Source organism: Bacillus sp. FSL K6-2944, from assembly GCF_038005385.1.
Taxonomy (GTDB): Bacteria; Bacillota; Bacilli; order Bacillales; family Bacillaceae_G; genus Bacillus_A; species Bacillus_A cereus.
Window position 1 is genome coordinate 959,362 of record NZ_JBBOTE010000002.1, and the last position, 17,916, is coordinate 977,277.

Here is a 17,916-nt window from a genome sequence, read left to right on the forward strand (position 1 = left end):
ACAGTTTTTAAAATGTTCATGTACAATATATATATGAATGACATTCAGTCATTTTTATGTGACAGGATGCAGTTAGCTTAGAAATGGAACAAATACAATGGTAAATGAGGATGATAGTTGTTTTTATATAGTATTGATGAAAGAGTATATTTTTTTAAAATAAAAATGACTGATAGTCAGTCATAAGAGGTGAGAGGTATGAAAAATAGAGCATGGTTATATGTCATATTAACATGTATCTTTGAAATTTTTTGGGTGTTTGGTTTTAATACGGCTAATACTTGGTGGCATTGGATTATTATTTTAGGAGTTATCGCTGTTGATTTTCACTTCCTTTCTAAAGCGTGTGAACATCTTGCAACAGGGACTGTATATGCTGTTTTCGCCGGAGCTGGTACGGTAGGTACTTTCTTAATGGATGTATTTCTTTTCGGCGGAAGTTTCAGTGTAGGGAAGTTATTTTTTATCGTGATGGTTGTAGCTGGCGTTATCGGTTTAAAGCTAGCTGATAATAAAGAAGAAACTGTGGAAGGAGCTGCTTAAAAATGGGTTGGTTTTTCGTATTTTGTGCTGCAATTAGTGAAATAGTCGGTGTGATAGGACTTAAAATGTATAGTAAAGATAAGACATTAGCCAATGGTGCGATTTATATCGGTGGGTTTGCTACATCCTTCGCATTTTTGTATACTTCCTTCTTATTTTTACAAGTAAGTGTCGCATATGCGGTTTGGATTGGTATCGGAACAGCAGGTGCAGTTTTGTTAAACATGTTCTTGTTTGGTGAGTCGAAAAGTAAAGCGCGTATCATTAGTGTGTTTCTTATTGTATGTGGAGTGACAGGATTAAAGGCACTTTCTTAAAGATATATTGCATTTTTATCTCCTAATTGTTTATTAGGAGATTTTATTATAAAAAAATGAGTTCCTCTTAGAGTTCACTATCATTGACAGTACAATCGATTATCTTATAAAATGAGTGACAGTCATTCAATATGCGTGTGAAAGGGTTTAGATGATGAATAAAAAAGAGAAAATTGTCTATGCAGCTATTGAAGTGTTTCAGGAAAAGGGCGTCGAAAAAACGAAGATTTCTGATATCGTGAAATTAGCTGGCATTGCGCAAGGAACTTTCTATTTATATTTTCCTTCTAAGCTATCTGTTATGCCTGCAATAGCAGAAGTGATGGTTGAAAAGATGATACTTGCAGTGAAAGAAAAAGTACAAAAAGATGTACCTTTTTCAAATAAAGTGGCACAAGTAATCGATGCGGTGTTTCACTTTATAGAGGAATACCGTGAAATACAAGCTTTAATGTATGCAGGTCTTGCATCTACTGAACATATAAAAGAGTGGGAAGCTGTGTATGAGCCTCTTTATATGTGGTTAAGCGAATTTTTAAGTGAGGCGAAAGAAGCCGGTGAAATTCGTGATTCGGTTCACGCAGAGCGAACAGCGAAGTTATTTATCGCTCTTGTTGAATCAGCAGCGGAACAAGTTTATTTATATGATCATAAAGATGATGAGCAAGTGGATTTGCAAAAGGCAGAAGTACTAGATTTTTTAACACATGCACTACATATAAAGAAGTAGTAAGATGAACCTGTCTGAAAAGGTAGGTTCATTTTTGAGGAAAACTGAATGATAGTCATTCACCTAATACTTATGTATGTGTAGAAGGATAGAGTGAAATTCTAATGAGTGGAGGCATCCTCACTCATTACTAGCCCGCAAAGAGCAGGATAAAGAAAAAGCTTCTTGGGTATTATTTTTTGAGAGGAACTTATGGGAAGAGGTGTTAAAAAGTGAAGAAACCGATAAAAGAACAAAAGATGGTATTGGTTATTCTTTTGAGTAATATATTTATCGCTTTTTTAGGGATTGGATTAATCATTCCGGTTATGCCGTCCTTTATGAATGATATGCATTTAACAGGGAAGACGATGGGATATCTCGTTGCAGTGTTTGCAATGGCACAGCTCATTACTTCACCTATTACAGGCCGATGGGTTGATCTTTACGGTAGGAAGAAAATGATAATCATTGGATTATTTATTTTTGGTGTTTCAGAGCTTCTTTTTGGATTAGGAAAAGATGTGTGGATGCTTTATGTGGCAAGGGTATTAGGCGGAATTAGTGCTGCTTTTATTATGCCTGGTGTTACGGCATATGTTGCGGATATTACATCTATTCAGGAACGTCCAAAGGCGATGGGATACTTATCTGCGGCTATTAGTACTGGATTCATTATAGGGCCTGGAATCGGCGGATTTATTGCAGAATACGGTATACGTGTGCCGTTTTTCGTTGCAGCAGCAATTGCTTTTATAGCATGTGTGATTTCAATCTTTATTTTAAAAGAACCGTTAACGAAAGAAGAACTTGCAGAGATTTCTTCTAATACGAAAGAATCAAGTTTTATTGGTGATTTAAAGAAATCATTACATCCAATGTATGCAATTGCATTTATTATCGTATTTGTACTCGCATTCGGATTATCGGCGTATGAAACTGTGTTTAGCTTATTCTCAGATCATAAATTTGGTTTCTCGCCGAAAGATATTGCAGCAATTATTACAATCAGTTCAATCTTTGGGGTAGTTGTGCAAGTATTTATGTTTGGCAAATTGGTAGACATGTTCGGTGAGAAAGTATTAATTCAAATATGTTTAATTGTAGGTGCAGTATTAGCATTCGTCTCAACTGTAGTCTTTAATTATTGGATTGTACTTCTCGTTACTTGCTTCATTTTCTTAGCATTTGATTTACTTCGTCCAGCTTTAACGACGTTTTTATCAAAAGCAGCTGGAAAAGAGCAAGGATTCGTTGCTGGAATGAACTCGACTTATACGAGTTTAGGAAATATCGCAGGACCAGCGATGGGCGGAATATTATTTGATATGAATATTCATTATCCATATGCATTTTCAGGAGTTGTTTTAATAGTTGGTCTCGGCATTACATTTATGTGGAGAGAGAAACAGTTGGCTGAGAGTTTTGCGAAGTAATAAAACCCCTTACGACGGTAAGGGGTTTTTGTTTTATAAACTTAATCCAAACCGTTTTAATTCAATAAAAATCCCCTCTAATTGCTTTCCTTTATCCGTTAATGTGTACTCTACACGAGGCGGAACTTCTGGATATACTTTTCTCGTTATAATGCCTTGAGATTCTAATTCCTTTAGTCGAAGCGATAATGTTTTTGGACTAATCCCATCCATTGATTTTTGTAAATCACTAAAGCGTAATGTTCCTTCGATAAGAAGATCACGAATGATTAAAAATGTCCATTTTGTACTAATTACATCAAGCGTTTTAGCGATAGGACAAGGTATGCCAGGTAAACCTTTCGTTAATTCAACTGGATCTATATTGTTCATGGAACAAGCCTCCATAAAATTTTTTTGGATGAATTTGCTTTATAGTATCACAAAACTATACTTTTGGTAACTATATGAAAAAAATATCACTACTTCCATAAGGGAAGTTAGTGCATATACAATAGTAATACGAAACATAAAGGATTTATATGAGGAGGTGGTGATTTCCATGGGGATAAAAAAGTTATTTGGATTCCTTAGTTTGTTTGTTATTTGTATTGTGCTTGTAGCATGCGGCGCGGAACAAAAAGGTGAAGTTCAGTTATTAAAAGAAATGCCAAGGCCAAAAGCAATGACAATTGATCCCTCACTAAGTAAAAAAGAAGCGACAGAAATGGTTCATGCGGCGCAGCGTTTTTATGCATTTTGGGATACAGGTAAGGAGGAACTTATTCCGCAGACTGTTACTAAAGATTTCTTCGATAATACATTGCCGAAAGGGCGACCACAAGGCATTGAAGGATTAAAGTTTGCAGCGCAAAATTTTCGTAAAGTTGTGCCTGATATACATTGCGAGATTGAAGACTTATTGGTTGTTGGTGATAAAGTAACAGCCCGTCTTTCTTTTACAGGAACGCATAATGGTAAGAAAATTAATTTTTTTGCAATTGATATTTTACATGTGAAAGACAGAAAGATAACGGAGGATTGGCATTTAGAAGATAATCTTACACTACAGCAGCAACTCGGCTTAATAGCTGAAGAGTAGATCATATAAGGGAGAGGAAAGCGATGAAAAATATATTTATTATAAATGGTCATGAAAAATACGGTACAAAGGAAGGACGATTAAATAAAACGTTAGTAGATTATATGGTTACTCTATTAGGCGAGAATCATTATGTGAAAACAACAACGATTCAAGATGGTTACAATATTAAAGAAGAACAGGATAAATTTTTATGGGCCGATGTTGTTATTTATCAAACACCGATTTATTGGTTTAGTGTTCCAGGCTTATTTAAAACGTATATGGATGAAGTATATGAATATGGTTTGTTCTTTAAAGGTGCAGATGAATATGGAACAGGTGGTTTATTAAAAGAGAAAGAGTATATGTTCTCTACAACTTGGAATGCACCTGAAAAAGCATTTGGAGATAAGACGAAGTTCTTTGAAGGAGAAAGTTTAGAATCAGCGCTTAGTCATTTACACCGCGTACAAAAGTTTCTCGGTATGAGTCCGTTAAAGAGTTTTGCTTGTTATGATGTGGTGAAGAATCCGGATATTGAGAAGTTTTTAGTAGACGTGAAGAATCATTTGGAAGAAGTCATTCAATAATAGTTTACATCCCTGCACATTTGTGTGGGGATATTTTTTTACGAGAATTAAATTTTAACTTTAGTATTATTTTGAAAAGTAGCACTTGAATTTTAGATAGTTAAATAATAACTAATACTTCATTTCAAAAGTCGAATGATTTTGTTGTTTTTGTATTTTCTGTAAATACACCTTTTTTAAAATTTTATTTAATGATATATTATTTTTAGATGAAAATGTGGTAAAAAAATGAATATATAACAGTATTTTTAAAAAAGTTATTGAACATATGCTCGTCATACCGTCCACTAAAATTAGTATCACTTATGACGAAAATAATTTAGAGCGTGAAGATAGAGTTTATGAACTTATTGATAAAAAATTAGAACAAAGAGGAATATTTTCTAAGTCTAAATTGCAAACATTGGGTAAAGGGTAAATATACTATCTAATAGATCAAGAATTTGATAGATACTTACTTTTATTTAAGAATGAGAAAGTGAGGAACAAAATGAAATTAGCAATTCAAACAAAAAATTTAACAAAGTCTTTTGACAATCAATCCATTGTAAGGGATTTAAACTTATCTGTTCCTGAAGGAAGTTTATATGCTTTTATTGGACCAAATGGTGCAGGAAAAACAACAACAATGCGAATGTTATTAGGATTAATTCCATTAGATAAAGGAACGATATTATTTAATGATAAAGATATCAAAGAATGGAAAGAAGAATTATTTGAAAATGTGGGGTGTTTTATTGATTCACCTACCTATTATCCTAATTTAACAGCATATGAAAATTTAGCCTATGTACAAAAAATGATTAATGAACCTTTAGATGAAATAGATAGAGTATTAAAAACTACAGGAATATATAAAGCAAAGGATAAAAAAGTGAAAGATTTTTCTTTAGGAATGAAACAAAGGCTAGGTATTTCCTTTGCTATTCTTAATAATCCTAAAATATTAATTCTGGATGAGCCGACAAATGGATTAGACCCAGAGGGAGTACACGAGATTAGACGTTTATTACTTCATTTAGTAAAAAATGAGGGGAAGACTATATTTATTTCTAGTCATAATTTAGCTGAAATTGAAATGATAGCAGATCACATAGCATTACTACATAAGGGTGGCTTACTCTATGAAGGGAAGTTAAACAGTATTATTACTTCTGGAGAATATATTGTTCATGTTGATGATACTGCTGCCACAGAAAGGGTTTTAAATACAGAGGGTATGCCTTATAGCATAGAAAAAGAAGGGGTATTCAAAGTAATAATAAATCAAGATAGTGTTCCTAGTTTAACAAGAATATTAATTAAAAATGATATAGATATTTTTGAAGTTAGTCCTAAAAAGCCAACATTAGAGGAAGTATTTTTATCTTTAACTAAACAAAAGGAGTTACTATAATAATGCAATTTATCTTTAAAAGTGTAAATAGTGAGATGAGGAAAATTGGTGGGAGAAAATTATTATTATTTTCTTTGTTTTTTTCATTATTATCAAGCTTTTTGTGTATAAGTTATTTTATTTTTAACAAGAATAATCCTGACATGTTTCAATCTACAAATCTTATAGCAATTACAGTAAACTTTAATACACTAACATTAAGCATTTTTTCTGCTTGTATGTGGTATTTTATCATTTCTTCTGAAAATAAATATGGTACTTGGGCTATTATTTATACAAAACCCATTTCAAAATTTAAGTTATTGATAGCTAAAAATATATTGTTTATACTGTTCTATTTGATCTTTGATATTTTAAATTTTTTGGTAATAGGTATCTATGCTTTTATAAATGGTTATGAAATATCCATACTGTATTTTTTAAAAATGTTGATACTTTGTACCGTTTTATCTTTAGCAATACCATATTCTCAATTGCTTTTACATTTAATAATAAAAAAGGGAGTCTTAGCGGCATCCTTGTCAGTTATTTGGATTTTCTTTAGCGTAACATATGGATTATTCCCTGCAATATTCACAAAGACATTTCCAATATTTTATGCATTGAATATAGTAAGTGACATAATGATTAAAAAAACAACTATTTTAATATATCTTGCAAGTTCTTTAATATATATTTTAGGAATTATGTTATTAACTGTGAATTTTAAATATTATACATATGAATAATAAAGGGTGAAATAAGTGGGTATATTAGGTGAGTATAAAAAAAGTCTTCATAATGGATTGTATATCCTGTTACTAGTATTTTTGTTGATACCAATAAGTTTTCAAGTTTTTCTAACTGTAGCGTCTCAATTAAAAGATGGCGTTGTCATGCATATAGCGATTCTGAGCCTTTTTTGTAGGTTGTTTTTACCTATTGCGATAGGTCTATTAGTGTCGTTTTCTTTTGTAAACGAATTTAGAAGAAAAGGATATATGTCTGCTATTTATCATGGAATCACTTTAAAAACTATATTAAGTAATAAGTTTTTGTTTTGCTTAATAATTACTTTTAGTTATTTAATATGTGCTTTAGTCATAACTAGTATACCTATAGTATTAACGGTTGATAATCTTGGGACTGTTTATCAAAGATTAATTTTTTCTATACTTTTTATGGTGATTAGTTCTTTAACTATTGTGAATCTACATTTTTTAATAAATATAATATTTTATAAAATCCCGTTACTTTCATTATTAGTAGGGGTTATAGGCGGATTGGGTAGCTTTTTTATCTCTCATACAAACTATTGGATACTATTCCCTTGGTCATATCCAATTATGAGTCTTTATTTTGAAAGCATTGAAATAAAACAATTGTCTATTGTTCTAATTGTATATTTATTATCATTAATGATTTGCATATTTATGTTGTCAACTTTCTATAATAAAAAAACAATGAGATGGAATTAAATTTACAATGAGGCAAGGGGTTCTTATATGGCGATTAACGGGATGGTCTTTCAAGTTGCAAAAATGAACGGGGCATTAGATGTTATGCTAGGTTCATTTATTGCATCTTGGGGCATGAGTGCTCTGTACTTTATCGTTGGTATGAGCAGTATTTTATTATTTATGAAGGCGATAGGGAAAGAGAAGTATGAGGAGGATGAGAGAAATGTTTCTCAAATTGGATGAAACTATATAAAAGCGAACCAGTTATACTGGGACTCGCTTTTTATATAATTTTTAGAACGGATCAACTTCAGCTAAATCAGGGTTAGCATTCGGATTTGTTAATAAGGTTTTCAGCTCACCTACTTCTGAGAGAGCAACGAGGATATAACCACTAATAAGAACGATGAGTCCAATGACCCGTAATGTTTGCAGTGTAATATCACGGCTATTGTTTTCGGAGTTGTCTTGGGGCGGAGAAGGTGGATTATTGTTCATAGTTAGGCTCCCATCTTTTGTATTTATATATGTGCGAAATCATTATTTAACTTATGGATAGGAATTATATAGTCATTTTCACTATATGAGAACTGCCTATGAAAAGTGATAAGGAATTTTTGGGCGAGAAAAAGGGGGAATCCAAAAGATTATTAAAACTGAACTTTTGGATTCCCCTCTTTTTATTTATCTTGCTATTTGTGGTGGTCGGATTGCCTGTAAACGACCAGTTGGTGGGGGCTAATTAATCAGTGGGGGATGAATAAAACCTCACTGATTAACTATTTTCATGTAAATAAAAGGAGGTTAGTTATCCTAATATACGCAACGATTCTTCAATAAACGCTGGGATGTCCTCTGGCTGTCTACTTGTTACTAGCTGATTTTGACATACGACAACCTCTTTGTCATGAAAGTTCCCGCCGGCATTTTTTAAATCGACTTCAATAGATTTATATCCAGTTACATCACGTCCTTCAAGTGTTTGTGCAGTGATGAGTAGCTGAGGTCCGTGACAAATAGCGAAAACGGGTTTGTCCGCATCCATAAATGCTTTACTAAAGCGAACAAAACGTTCATCTGCACGAAGTATATCTGGGGAGAACCCGCCTGGTATGAAGAGGGCATCAAAGTTTTCTGGAGAAACATCGTCAATACTTTTATCAATTACGACTTCACTTTTTCCTTGTTTACCGTGTACCGTTTTCCCTTTTTCCATTTCAATAGTTGTTAATTCATATCCCTTTTGTTTAAAAGCTCCTACTGGCTCTGTGTATTCTGTGTCCTCGAAATAATCCGTTATTAAAATAGCAATTTTTTTACTCATTCTAATCCGCTCCTTATATTATATTATCGGTTCCAGAATCTTCCTTGGGCAATACCTTCTATAAATGATTCAATTGAAGTGTTTGTTAAGTTATAAACTCCTGCTCCATCTAATTTAATTTTACTATTGTCCAAAGCATGAGGATTACTAAGGACATGAGCTATCGGTTTAAAATGTTTAAAAGTAGTTTCTGTAAATTCTAAAACAGGGGGGTGAATGACAGACTCACTACTAAACACTAATACTGCATCAAAAAGCGAAGAGTCTGTTGTTGTATAAGTATCAGTTACTTTAATGGAATCATTGAAATGATAAATTTTATTATCTATGATGCTATAGTTCATTCGGTGCTGTGCAAAAGCTTGAATCCATTCGGACAGAAGGGAGACGCTTGGGTCACCATTTAATAGAATTGCGACATTTTTAGAATCAGATTTAAAAATAGTATTGGACATACTTAGTGCAGGTGATTTTGCATCTGAATTTACTTCGTGATTTTCTTTAGGTAAAGGAGCTCCAACAATGTTAGCGACTTCTTGTGCTAATTGACGATCGACGTGGTTTAGGAGAGCAATTACATTTGCCTTCACCATGTCTGATTTACACTTCCCAACTTCAAAGCAAAAAGCTTCTTTTATGTGCTGCTTTTCAATAGGGCTCATACTATTGTAGAAAAGTTTAGCCTGAGAATAAAAGTTAAGAAAGCTTTTACTACGACCTCTAATTTTATGCCCATCAATCTTTTCTTGATAATGTTCATATCCTCCTTGTTCGGCTTGGACGGTTGCAGGTTGATTGTTATTTAATCCGTTAGGATGATAGCTTGTTTGACCGCGATGAATCTGCATTTGATGCATACCATCACGTTGATTATTATGAAAAGGACATACGGGTTGATTGATAGGGATTTGATGGAAATTAGGGCCCCCTAAACGAGATAATTGTGTATCTGTATAGGAGAATAATCTTCCTTGCAGAAGAGGGTCATTTGAAAAATCAATACCTGGTACGACATGACCAGGGTGAAAAGCTACCTGCTCTGTTTCAGCAAAGAAGTTATCAACATTTTTGTTCAATGTCATTTTACCAACTAATTTTACGGGAACTTCTTCTTCTGGCCATAATTTCGTTGGATCTAAAATATCAAAATCAAATTTATGTTCATCTTCTTCTGGAATTAACTGTAATCCAAGCTCCCATTCAGGATAATCCCCTTTTTCAATTGCTTCGTATAAATCTTGACGATGAAAATCAGGATTTTTCCCAGCAATCCTTTGAGCTTCATCCCATACTAATGAATGAACCCCAAGGGTAGGTTTCCAGTGAAACTTTACGAAATGGGCTTTTCCTGCTGTGTTAATGAGTCGAAATGTGTGAACTCCAAAACCTTCCATCATTCGTAAACTACGCGGAATAGCTCGGTCGCTCATTTGCCACATGACCATATGAGTGGACTCAGGATTATGCGCAACAAAGTCCCAAAAGGTATCATGAGCGCTAGCTCCTTGAGGAATATCATTATGTGGTTCTGGTTTAACTGCATGGACAAAATCAGGAAATTTAATAGCATCTTGGATAAAGAATACGGGCATATTATTACCCACTAAATCATAGTTTCCTTCATCTGTATAAAATTTTGTGGCGAATCCGCGTACATCTCTTACTGTGTCGTTGGATCCTTTAGAACCTTGAACGGTTGAGAACCGTACAAATACAGGTGTTTTCTTTGAAGGATTAGTAAGAAAATCTGCTTTCGTATATGCTTCTAACGATTCATAAAGCTGAAAATAACCATGAGCGCCAACTCCGCGTGCATGAACAATCCTTTCAGGAATTCGTTCATGATCAAAGTGGGTCATTTTCTCGCGAAAGTGGAAATCCTCCATTAAGGTTGGGCCTCTTAAGCCCATCTTTAAAGAAAATTCATCCTCGGCTATTTTTACTCCTTGGTTTGTTGTTAAAGCATGTTTGCGTTGATTATCCGTAACATGGTGCTTCAATTGCTCCATTTTTTTATTCACAATATAGGCCCCTCCTTTACTTTGTTAATTTAATAGATACCCTTTTTATTAGGACGTAAACATGTATTATGATTTTTGTATGTAAAAATCATAATACATTGGTTGTGCTGGTGATTCTTGTTTGAGGAAGAAAAATAAAAAAGCCAAGGAGAAAGTTTATTTTCTCCTTGGCTTTTAAGATAATTCTTTTCGTTAAAATGCGGAAATTCTTTGCTTCGTTTTTGGTACAATAATAAATTTGATCCAGAGTAACCCGACAATCATAATGATAAGGATATGTAAAAATTGACCTGTAGCAATGAGTATAACACTCGAAAATACAATGAGTTGAATACTTAGCAATATAAAGATTAAGTGAAGAAATTGATTCATTCGCTTTTCAGTATCAATTGGATATAATGCTACAATAATATTTCCCGAAAAATATTTCCACAGGGAACGGAGCTGCATAGAAATCATATATAGGACGATATATGCGATAGCGCCTTTTACGTATATGTTTGGTATAAAATATAAGGCGAAGGCACCGATCAATCCTAAGCGAATATATATACCGAAATAATCATTTCCACGTAAAAATGCTAATGTATGTAAATAGAAGAAAGTTGCTCGTTTTTTATGTAATAAAGGTTCAATCCAATTTGTAAGCCATTTTCTTTTATTTACTTGTTTATTCAGTTGCGGAACATCTGTGAAAATGCTAGCAAATTGATAAAAACGAACGTTCATTTTTTCTTCTTGCTCGATTATGTAATCCCACGGTATTCGTTTTGTAGGCTGTTTTTTCGTATATAGAAGTAGGAAAGCAAGTAGTAAGAGTAGTCCGCCCAATATGAGAACATTTGCGGAATAAAACAGCATGTAAATGATTAGGGCGTTACAAGTAATACGAATGATTAGCCATATATTTTTTTCGTGACTATCACGCCACATCCAATGTATGTACATGTTCCAGGCTTTCGTAATCATTAACACGATAAAGATTGTACATAAAAAAGGTACAGTTAATTGCAATGATTGCATAGCAAGTGGAACGAGAATAAGGAACGTAAATAATAATGGGAAAAGCTGCATGATGTAATTGTATAGAAGAGATTTTTTAAAATAAGATGTTAATTTCTCTTCTAGTGCTAGTAAATAGACAGCATCAGGTTTTTGAATAAATGTACGGATAGGGCATCTCGTTATAATGAATGTAAGTACAATCGTTATAATTATTAAAGATATTCCTTTAGAAGGAGATGCTTTTAGAAACTGAGCATAATAATATGCACCAACGCATGAAATAAAGATAAAGCTATATAGTAAACCGTTAATCATACGTGCAAAGTATGTAATGATATTTTGAATATGTTGTTGGAAGCGACTGCTCCATAGCGATTCGATTGACATGTTTTTCACCTCTTTGTTCTATTATATATGTTTTACAAAAGAAAAAACGAGCAAATTGCGTTATGCAACTTGCCCGTTTTTCTTTTCGTTATTTTTTTTCTGATCACGATTCATTAATGGATAGAAAGCAAATCCGATTACGAATAAACCAATTCCGAGAAGGAACGTTTTTATATCGGATGCGCCCGTTTTAATAACCCATAGTGCGTAGCAAAGTGCGATAACTGCGACTATGCCATCTGTAATTCTTGCCCGCATTTCATTTTTATATGTTTCACCAGTTGCGACTAGTTTTAACTGGAAGATTGGTGAAACGAGATATGGAATGAGGTAGGCCAGTGTTGATACGGTAATAACGAATGTATAAGCTTCCGCAATGGTTCCTGATAATGTTGAGAATAGGAATACTTGCGACATAATGTTTGTTAATCGTAATGAGTAAATTGGACTTCCTTTTTTATTTGTTTTCGTGAAGAAGGAAGGGAAGAAACCTTCTTTTGCTGCTTGATAAGGTACTTCTGAGCTTAATAAAATCCAGCCTAAGATAGAACCGAACAGGGAAGTAAGAGCCAGTAATGCCATCAGTTTCCCGCCGCCGTGACCCATTGCAGCGTTTAGTGCATCTGCTAATGGACGTTCAGAAGCTTGTAATTTATCAACGTGAAGTACACCCATTGTTAAAATTGTAATTCCTAAGTAGATGGCAACTGTAATAAGTAATCCCGCAACTGTTGCACGTTTTACCGTTTTTGGAGAAACAGCACGGTTTGATAAAAGAACGGCTGATTCAATTCCGATAAACGCCCAAAGCGTTGTAAGAGCAGCTAAATTTACTTGTGAAAGAAGACCGTGTGATGCACCTGATTTATCAATCATCGGTGTGTACCATTGTCCAAATTTAGAAGCTTCGAATGCAAATAACGTAACGATGATGAATAAAAGGAATCCAGTTACTTTCGTTGTTGTTGCTAAGAAGTTTAGTTTTCCAGCTCCGCTTACACCGTTTGTTAATATAATATGAGTTCCCCAAAGTAAGATGGAACAAATCGTAAATGTAATTAGTTTTCCGACTTCTACGTTAAACGAGCCGATTGAAAATAGTAGTCGCGTATCTTTCATAATTGGGAAGAAGAGTGATAAATATCCCGCAAATGATGTAATGATGGCAACGTTACTTGCCCAGTTTGCAACCCAATATCCCCATACCATACTGAAACCAGCCATTTTTTTCTTTTTTGGTGTTGAGAATAAAGCATATGCATGACTTTGTGGCCCTGTCGTTAAATCAGGACGACGAATTGCTAAATTACCGAAAACAAGAGCTAGCATTAAAACACCAAACCCTGTAGTTAACCAAGCTAAAGTGACACCGAGTGGGCTTGCTGTTTGTGCCAACGTACTTGGCACCATGAAAATACCAGCGCCAACCATGTTACCGACAACGAAAGCTGTTAGTACCCAAAAGCCCCATTTTTTTTGTTGCATAGAAAATACCTCCAAAGTTAGTATAACCAAGTCAAGCGAGGAGATATGTATGTCTTCCTGAGTTAGGAAGAGAAGTCCCAAACAAAACAAAAAAAGCATGTAATTTGCCGCTACATGCTTTCTATCTTATAAGAAACCCACGACATACCTCTCGATAGCTCTCCACAAACGAAACGTTTGTGACAGTTCTGCACTTATTAAATGCAGACCCAGCAAGCGTGCATGGTGGACACGACTTACTTCGGCAACCATTCCTTTCTCATTCCTTCATCAATGCCACTACATCTCCTGAAATGATACTCTTAATGATTGCAACCTCTACCTCACCGAGATACGAATGAGGATTTAAATATTAAATTAACGTCTTTAAGAGTAACAAATGAATTTTTATACGTCAATGGATATAGTAATAATCAGATTATAGAGAAGAGTTTGTGATTAAAAGTAAGAGGGGTTGTTATGTGATATTTGAATTTTCGTAATATAATACATATTATTAGCGCTAGATGATTGAAAAGGGGATGAAGTAAATGTCTGTATGTCATAAACATTCAGTAATAGGTGTGCTAGATTCGGGAGTTGGGGGATTAACAGTTGCGAGCGAAATTATAAGACAATTGCCTAAAGAAAGCATTTATTATATTGGTGATAATAAGCGTTGCCCGTATGGACCAAGAAGTGTAGAGGAGGTGCAATCTTTCGTATTTGAAATGGTTGAGTTCCTCAAACAGTTTCCATTAAAAGCGCTAGTCGTAGCATGTAATACTGCTGCAGCTGCTGCATTGACTGAGCTGCAAGAAGCACTTTCCATTCCAGTTATTGGCGTTATACATCCAGGAGCAAGAGCGGCAATTAAAGTAACAAAGAAAGGGGAAATCGGGGTAATTGGAACTGTAGGTACGATAAAATCTAATATGTATGAAAAAGCATTACACGAGCTGGATACATATTTGGAAGTGCATAGCTATGCTTGCCCGACTTTAGCCACAGTTGTAGAAAATCAATTAGAAGATACAGCATATGTCACGCAGCAAGTGAAATAAGCTTTACTTCCATTAACGAAAGAAGATATAGATACGTTAATTCTTGGATGTACGCATTATCCACTTTTAGAGTCCTATATAAAAAAGGAACTAGGAGAAGATATAACGATTATTAGTTCTGCAGAAGAAACGGCGATAGAGTTAAGCACCATTTTACAGCACAAAGGAATTTTGTCTGACAATCTGAATCCGAAACATCGTTTTTTTACAACGGGATCTGTTTTATCATTTGAACATATTGCTGAGCGATGGCTAGGATATCACATTTCTGTAGAATGTGTACATTTGCCTATGAAAAATGCGTGTATGCATAATTAAGATTTAGTAAATTACTTTTTTAAATAAATCAGGTTCGTTTCATAAGAAGGAAAGAATAAGCTTTTAATTGAAATGATTAAGGTCATTTTAATTAAAGGAGAGGTTTGATTATGGAATTATCAAGATCTCAATTATTTGCTTTAGAGTATATTTCAAAATATGCAGAGAACGAAAAACGTGGGGCTAAAGCAACGATTAATCATATACTTAAAATGTCTAATATTACAGATGAAATATTTGAAGAAGCTGTCGCTAATTTAAAATCTCATGCAAGGATTGCTTTACACTTTCATCCAGACAGACTTGATTCGAGTATGAAAAGTGTTGCTGAAGCATTGTTTGAGCAAGGAGTATATAAAAGTCAATTTGAAACATTACTATCTAATGGAAGCGTATCTGCTTATCCTGGTGGTGAACGTGACCTTTGGGAAAAGAGAATATTTGGAGGGGCATATCAATTAGAAGGCGTAACGAATGAGCAACGGCCCAAATACGGAGCGCTAAATTTAATGTTACATCCAGATGGGCCCGCTCCGCGTTTTGGTTCATGTTATTTTCTTTTATCTCCAAAAGTTTCTTCGCGTTCTACATATACATATTTAGATTCGCATCAAGATCCGAAAGAAAAGGGGACTTATGAGGAGTTTGATATGATTTTAGCTGCTCTTTTAGAAGAGACATTCGTAAGAGATTTTGCAATTGGTGAAGGAAATTTGACTCCAACAATATTTATTAATCATTTACTGGCTAACCTGAAAAGGCCGTTTATAGATTTAGTAAGCAAAGAGCCAGCCCGTAATCTTAATCATTATATTGAAGCGCAGATTCATGGAGAGATTTCTCTTAAAGAAGACGTAGAGGTGCTTGTTGCAGATCCTTCATTTAAGGATACGGATGTAGGAAGAGTTTTAGAAGAGATTTGCCTGAAGTATGCTATTGATTTGTATTGGCACATCGGTTTTGTACTTATGGTAGACGAAGTTCCGATGGATTTTAGAGGTTCAAAAATGCCATCTTTAGCAAGACGCATTGCAAGGAATCATTGTATCGATGCAAATATAATTGGCTCTGCTGTAGTGGATTTGAAACGCAATCCATTATCTTGGAGTGATCGTGGCACTTATGAAGAAGTGCTTCAGGAATTAAAATTATTATGGCATGTTTTAGTTCGATTTGGAAAACCAAATCGGAAGTAGAATGAAATACTTCGTTTTTCGGAAGTATTTATATAGAAAAGAAGCTTATCTAAAAATAGATCAGCTTCTTTTTATAAGATTAAACTAAGTTTAATACAGTTACTTTTTCACGTGTCATAGACTCAAGGCTCTTACGAATACCTTGTGCGCCCATACCTGAACCTTTTACACCGATGAATGGGAAGTGATCAGGGCCGCGCTCTGTACGTCCGTTAATTTGAACAGAACCAGTTTCGATTTTGTTAGCAATTGCAAATGCTTTGTTAATGTCTTTTGTGAAGACACTTGCTTGTAAGCCAAACTCTGATTTGTTAGCAATTTCAATTGCTTGCTCGTCTGAAGAAACACGGATGATTGGAAGGATTGGGCCAAATGGCTCTTCCCAAGCAACTTTCATTTCTTCTGTTACGTGGTCGATTAATGTTGGGTAAATTAAGTTACGCTCACGTTTGTTACCGATAACGATTGTAGCACCTTTTTCAACAGCATCGTCAACTAAGCCTTGAACGAAGTCAGCAGATTTGTCGTCGATTAATGGAACGATTGTGCTGTCTTGTTCTGGAGATCCAACTGATAGTTCAGCTACTTGCGCTTTTAATAAGCTAACAAGCTCGTCGGCTACGTTTTCGTGTACAAGTACACGTTTAATAGCTGTACAACGTTGACCAGAGTAAGAGAATGCACCGCTTACGATATGGTTTGCAGCATCTTGTAAGTCAGCATCTTCACGAACGATACCAGGATCTTTACCACCAAGTTCTAATACAAGTGGAATCATTGAAGCTTTTTTCGCTAAATGTTTACCTGTGTTTGTACCACCTGTGAACGATACCATATTGATGCCTTCGTGTTCTACTAAGTAGTCACCAATTACAGAACCGCGTCCTGTAGCTACGTTTACAAGACCTTTTGGAAGGCCAGCTTTGTGAAGTGCTTCAACCATTTTAATACCACTAATTGCACCTTGAGTTGCTGGTTTGAAAATAACAGCGTTACCCATAATTAATGCTGGTGCAAGTTTTGCAGCAGATAAGTTTACTGGGTAGTTAAATGGTGCGATTGCTAATACAACACCAAGTGGTGCGCGTTGGATGATCGCAAGTTTCGATTTCGTTCCGCCAGGGAAGCTATCGCCCATCATGCTTTCTCCGTGCATATGTAAAGCTTCTTCGATCGTGTAACGAATGAAGTCAGCTGTACGAACAACTTCTTTCTTCGCATCTTTATAGCCTTTACCGACTTCTTTCATAATGATATCGGCAATTTCATCCTGCATATTTACGAGCTCATCAGCCCATTTATATAAGTATTTTGCGCGATCTTGTAGGGAAGCTTCAGCCCATGATTTTTGAGCTTCTTTTGCAGATGCAATTGCTTCATCTACTTCTCCGCGAGTAATTGCTTGTACTTGTCCAATTACTTCGTGTAAGTATGGAGATGGAATTTCGATTGTTTCTCCTGAAGAGCTTTCTCTCCATTCTCCGTCTAAATAAAATTTGTACGTATTGCTAGTTGTCATGATTAGTCCTCCTAAAATAGCAACTTGTAAGAGTGAGTATAAGGTGATTGTAGGGGGTTTGATAACATTTTTCAAATGAAATGTTTGTGAAAACGATTTCTTATTCTTTTTTTATTTTGTATGCC

18 protein-coding genes, 2 pseudogenes and 1 riboswitch are annotated in these 17,916 nt (G+C 34.7%); of the genes and pseudogenes, 13 read left to right on the forward strand and 7 right to left on the reverse strand.

Translation table 11 applies throughout. The features are described from left to right. Window positions 1–198 precede the first annotated feature (198 nt). The 4 genes from MHH55_RS26020 to MHH55_RS26035 all read left to right on the forward strand — a co-directional run bounded on the left by MHH55_RS26020 (window position 199) and on the right by MHH55_RS26035 (window position 3,005). Entirely contained in the window at window positions 199–543 is a 345-nt protein-coding gene (locus MHH55_RS26020) for a DMT family transporter (RefSeq protein ID WP_000796022.1), read from the forward strand. A gap of 2 nt (window positions 544–545) precedes the next feature. Beyond that, window positions 546–860: a DMT family transporter gene (locus tag MHH55_RS26025; protein ID WP_000539671.1), complete on the forward strand. Its 315-nt coding sequence runs from the start codon at window positions 546–548 to the stop codon at window positions 858–860. Window positions 861–1,011: 151 nt separating this feature from the next. Then, the gene (locus MHH55_RS26030) at window positions 1,012–1,590 is read left to right on the forward strand and encodes a TetR family transcriptional regulator (RefSeq protein WP_002025356.1); all 579 of its coding nucleotides are present in this window, start codon (window positions 1,012–1,014) and stop codon (window positions 1,588–1,590) included. A gap of 212 nt (window positions 1,591–1,802) precedes the next feature. Further along, window positions 1,803–3,005, forward strand: a complete 1,203-nt coding sequence (locus tag MHH55_RS26035) for an MFS transporter (protein WP_000742953.1) — start codon at window positions 1,803–1,805, stop codon at window positions 3,003–3,005. A 33-nt stretch (window positions 3,006–3,038) separates the two neighbouring features. On the opposite strand, the gene MHH55_RS26040 is transcribed toward MHH55_RS26035, so the two are convergent. Next, a complete protein-coding gene (locus tag MHH55_RS26040; RefSeq protein WP_001059470.1) occupies window positions 3,039–3,377 on the reverse strand; it encodes a winged helix-turn-helix transcriptional regulator in 339 nt (112 codons plus the stop codon). 169 nt (window positions 3,378–3,546) lie between these two features. On the opposite strand from MHH55_RS26040, the gene MHH55_RS26045 reads away from it, so the two are divergent. The 6 genes and pseudogenes from MHH55_RS26045 to MHH55_RS26070 all read left to right on the forward strand — a co-directional run. Then, window positions 3,547–4,086, forward strand: a complete 540-nt coding sequence (locus MHH55_RS26045; RefSeq protein WP_000511552.1) for an ester cyclase — start codon at window positions 3,547–3,549, stop codon at window positions 4,084–4,086. A gap of 23 nt (window positions 4,087–4,109) precedes the next feature. Then, window positions 4,110–4,658, forward strand: coding sequence for an NAD(P)H-dependent oxidoreductase (locus MHH55_RS26050; RefSeq protein ID WP_059304112.1), 549 nt, complete (start codon window positions 4,110–4,112; stop codon window positions 4,656–4,658). 490 nt (window positions 4,659–5,148) lie between these two features. After that, window positions 5,149–6,054 carry an ABC transporter ATP-binding protein gene (locus MHH55_RS26055; RefSeq protein ID WP_000761417.1) on the forward strand — a complete coding sequence of 302 codons (906 nt, stop codon included), beginning with the start codon at window positions 5,149–5,151 and terminating at the stop codon, window positions 6,052–6,054. Between the two features lie 2 nt (window positions 6,055–6,056). Continuing rightward, window positions 6,057–6,782, forward strand: a complete 726-nt coding sequence (locus tag MHH55_RS26060; protein WP_001159640.1) for an ABC transporter permease — start codon at window positions 6,057–6,059, stop codon at window positions 6,780–6,782. A 15-nt stretch (window positions 6,783–6,797) separates the two neighbouring features. Further along, window positions 6,798–7,511 carry an ABC transporter permease gene (locus tag MHH55_RS26065; protein ID WP_078187047.1) on the forward strand — a complete coding sequence of 238 codons (714 nt, stop codon included), beginning with the start codon at window positions 6,798–6,800 and terminating at the stop codon, window positions 7,509–7,511. A gap of 6 nt (window positions 7,512–7,517) precedes the next feature. After that, window positions 7,518–7,736 (forward strand): annotated as a pseudogene (locus tag MHH55_RS26070) (MDR family MFS transporter); the annotation flags it as partial. Window positions 7,737–7,787: 51 nt separating this feature from the next. Here the strand turns inward: MHH55_RS26070 and MHH55_RS26075 are convergent. Beyond that, complete coding sequence (locus MHH55_RS26075; protein WP_001063856.1) at window positions 7,788–7,991, reverse strand: hypothetical protein; 204 nt, start codon at window positions 7,989–7,991, stop codon at window positions 7,788–7,790. Between the two features lie 98 nt (window positions 7,992–8,089). On the opposite strand from MHH55_RS26075, the gene MHH55_RS26080 reads away from it, so the two are divergent. Continuing rightward, window positions 8,090–8,239, forward strand: coding sequence for a hypothetical protein (locus MHH55_RS26080; RefSeq protein WP_162900581.1), 150 nt, complete (start codon window positions 8,090–8,092; stop codon window positions 8,237–8,239). 62 nt (window positions 8,240–8,301) lie between these two features. Here MHH55_RS26080 and MHH55_RS26085 read toward each other — a convergent pair whose 3' ends face one another. From MHH55_RS26085 to MHH55_RS26100, 4 genes are all read right to left on the reverse strand, one after another. Then, the gene (locus tag MHH55_RS26085; protein WP_000037548.1) at window positions 8,302–8,817 is read right to left on the reverse strand and encodes a type 1 glutamine amidotransferase domain-containing protein; all 516 of its coding nucleotides are present in this window, start codon (window positions 8,815–8,817) and stop codon (window positions 8,302–8,304) included. 23 nt (window positions 8,818–8,840) lie between these two features. After that, window positions 8,841–10,838 carry a catalase gene (locus MHH55_RS26090; protein WP_001035774.1) on the reverse strand — a complete coding sequence of 666 codons (1,998 nt, stop codon included), beginning with the start codon at window positions 10,836–10,838 and terminating at the stop codon, window positions 8,841–8,843. A gap of 192 nt (window positions 10,839–11,030) precedes the next feature. Next, complete coding sequence (locus MHH55_RS26095; RefSeq protein ID WP_078187046.1) at window positions 11,031–12,230, reverse strand: ABC transporter permease; 1,200 nt, start codon at window positions 12,228–12,230, stop codon at window positions 11,031–11,033. Between the two features lie 60 nt (window positions 12,231–12,290). Next, entirely contained in the window at window positions 12,291–13,715 is a 1,425-nt protein-coding gene (locus MHH55_RS26100) for an amino acid permease (RefSeq protein ID WP_001186299.1), read from the reverse strand. Window positions 13,716–13,862: 147 nt separating this feature from the next. Next, window positions 13,863–14,044: riboswitch (Lysine riboswitch) on the reverse strand. A 201-nt stretch (window positions 14,045–14,245) separates the two neighbouring features. On the opposite strand from MHH55_RS26100, the pseudogene racE reads away from it, so the two are divergent. Together racE and MHH55_RS26110 are read left to right on the forward strand one after the other, a co-directional pair. Continuing rightward, window positions 14,246–15,076: pseudogene (racE, locus tag MHH55_RS26105) on the forward strand (glutamate racemase). A 110-nt stretch (window positions 15,077–15,186) separates the two neighbouring features. Beyond that, the gene (locus tag MHH55_RS26110) at window positions 15,187–16,272 is read left to right on the forward strand and encodes a DUF3626 domain-containing protein (RefSeq protein WP_074554202.1); all 1,086 of its coding nucleotides are present in this window, start codon (window positions 15,187–15,189) and stop codon (window positions 16,270–16,272) included. Between the two features lie 79 nt (window positions 16,273–16,351). Here MHH55_RS26110 and gapN read toward each other — a convergent pair whose 3' ends face one another. Next, a complete protein-coding gene (gene gapN / locus MHH55_RS26115) occupies window positions 16,352–17,791 on the reverse strand; it encodes an NADP-dependent glyceraldehyde-3-phosphate dehydrogenase (protein ID WP_000213615.1) in 1,440 nt (479 codons plus the stop codon). Between the last annotated feature and the right edge of the window lie 125 nt (window positions 17,792–17,916).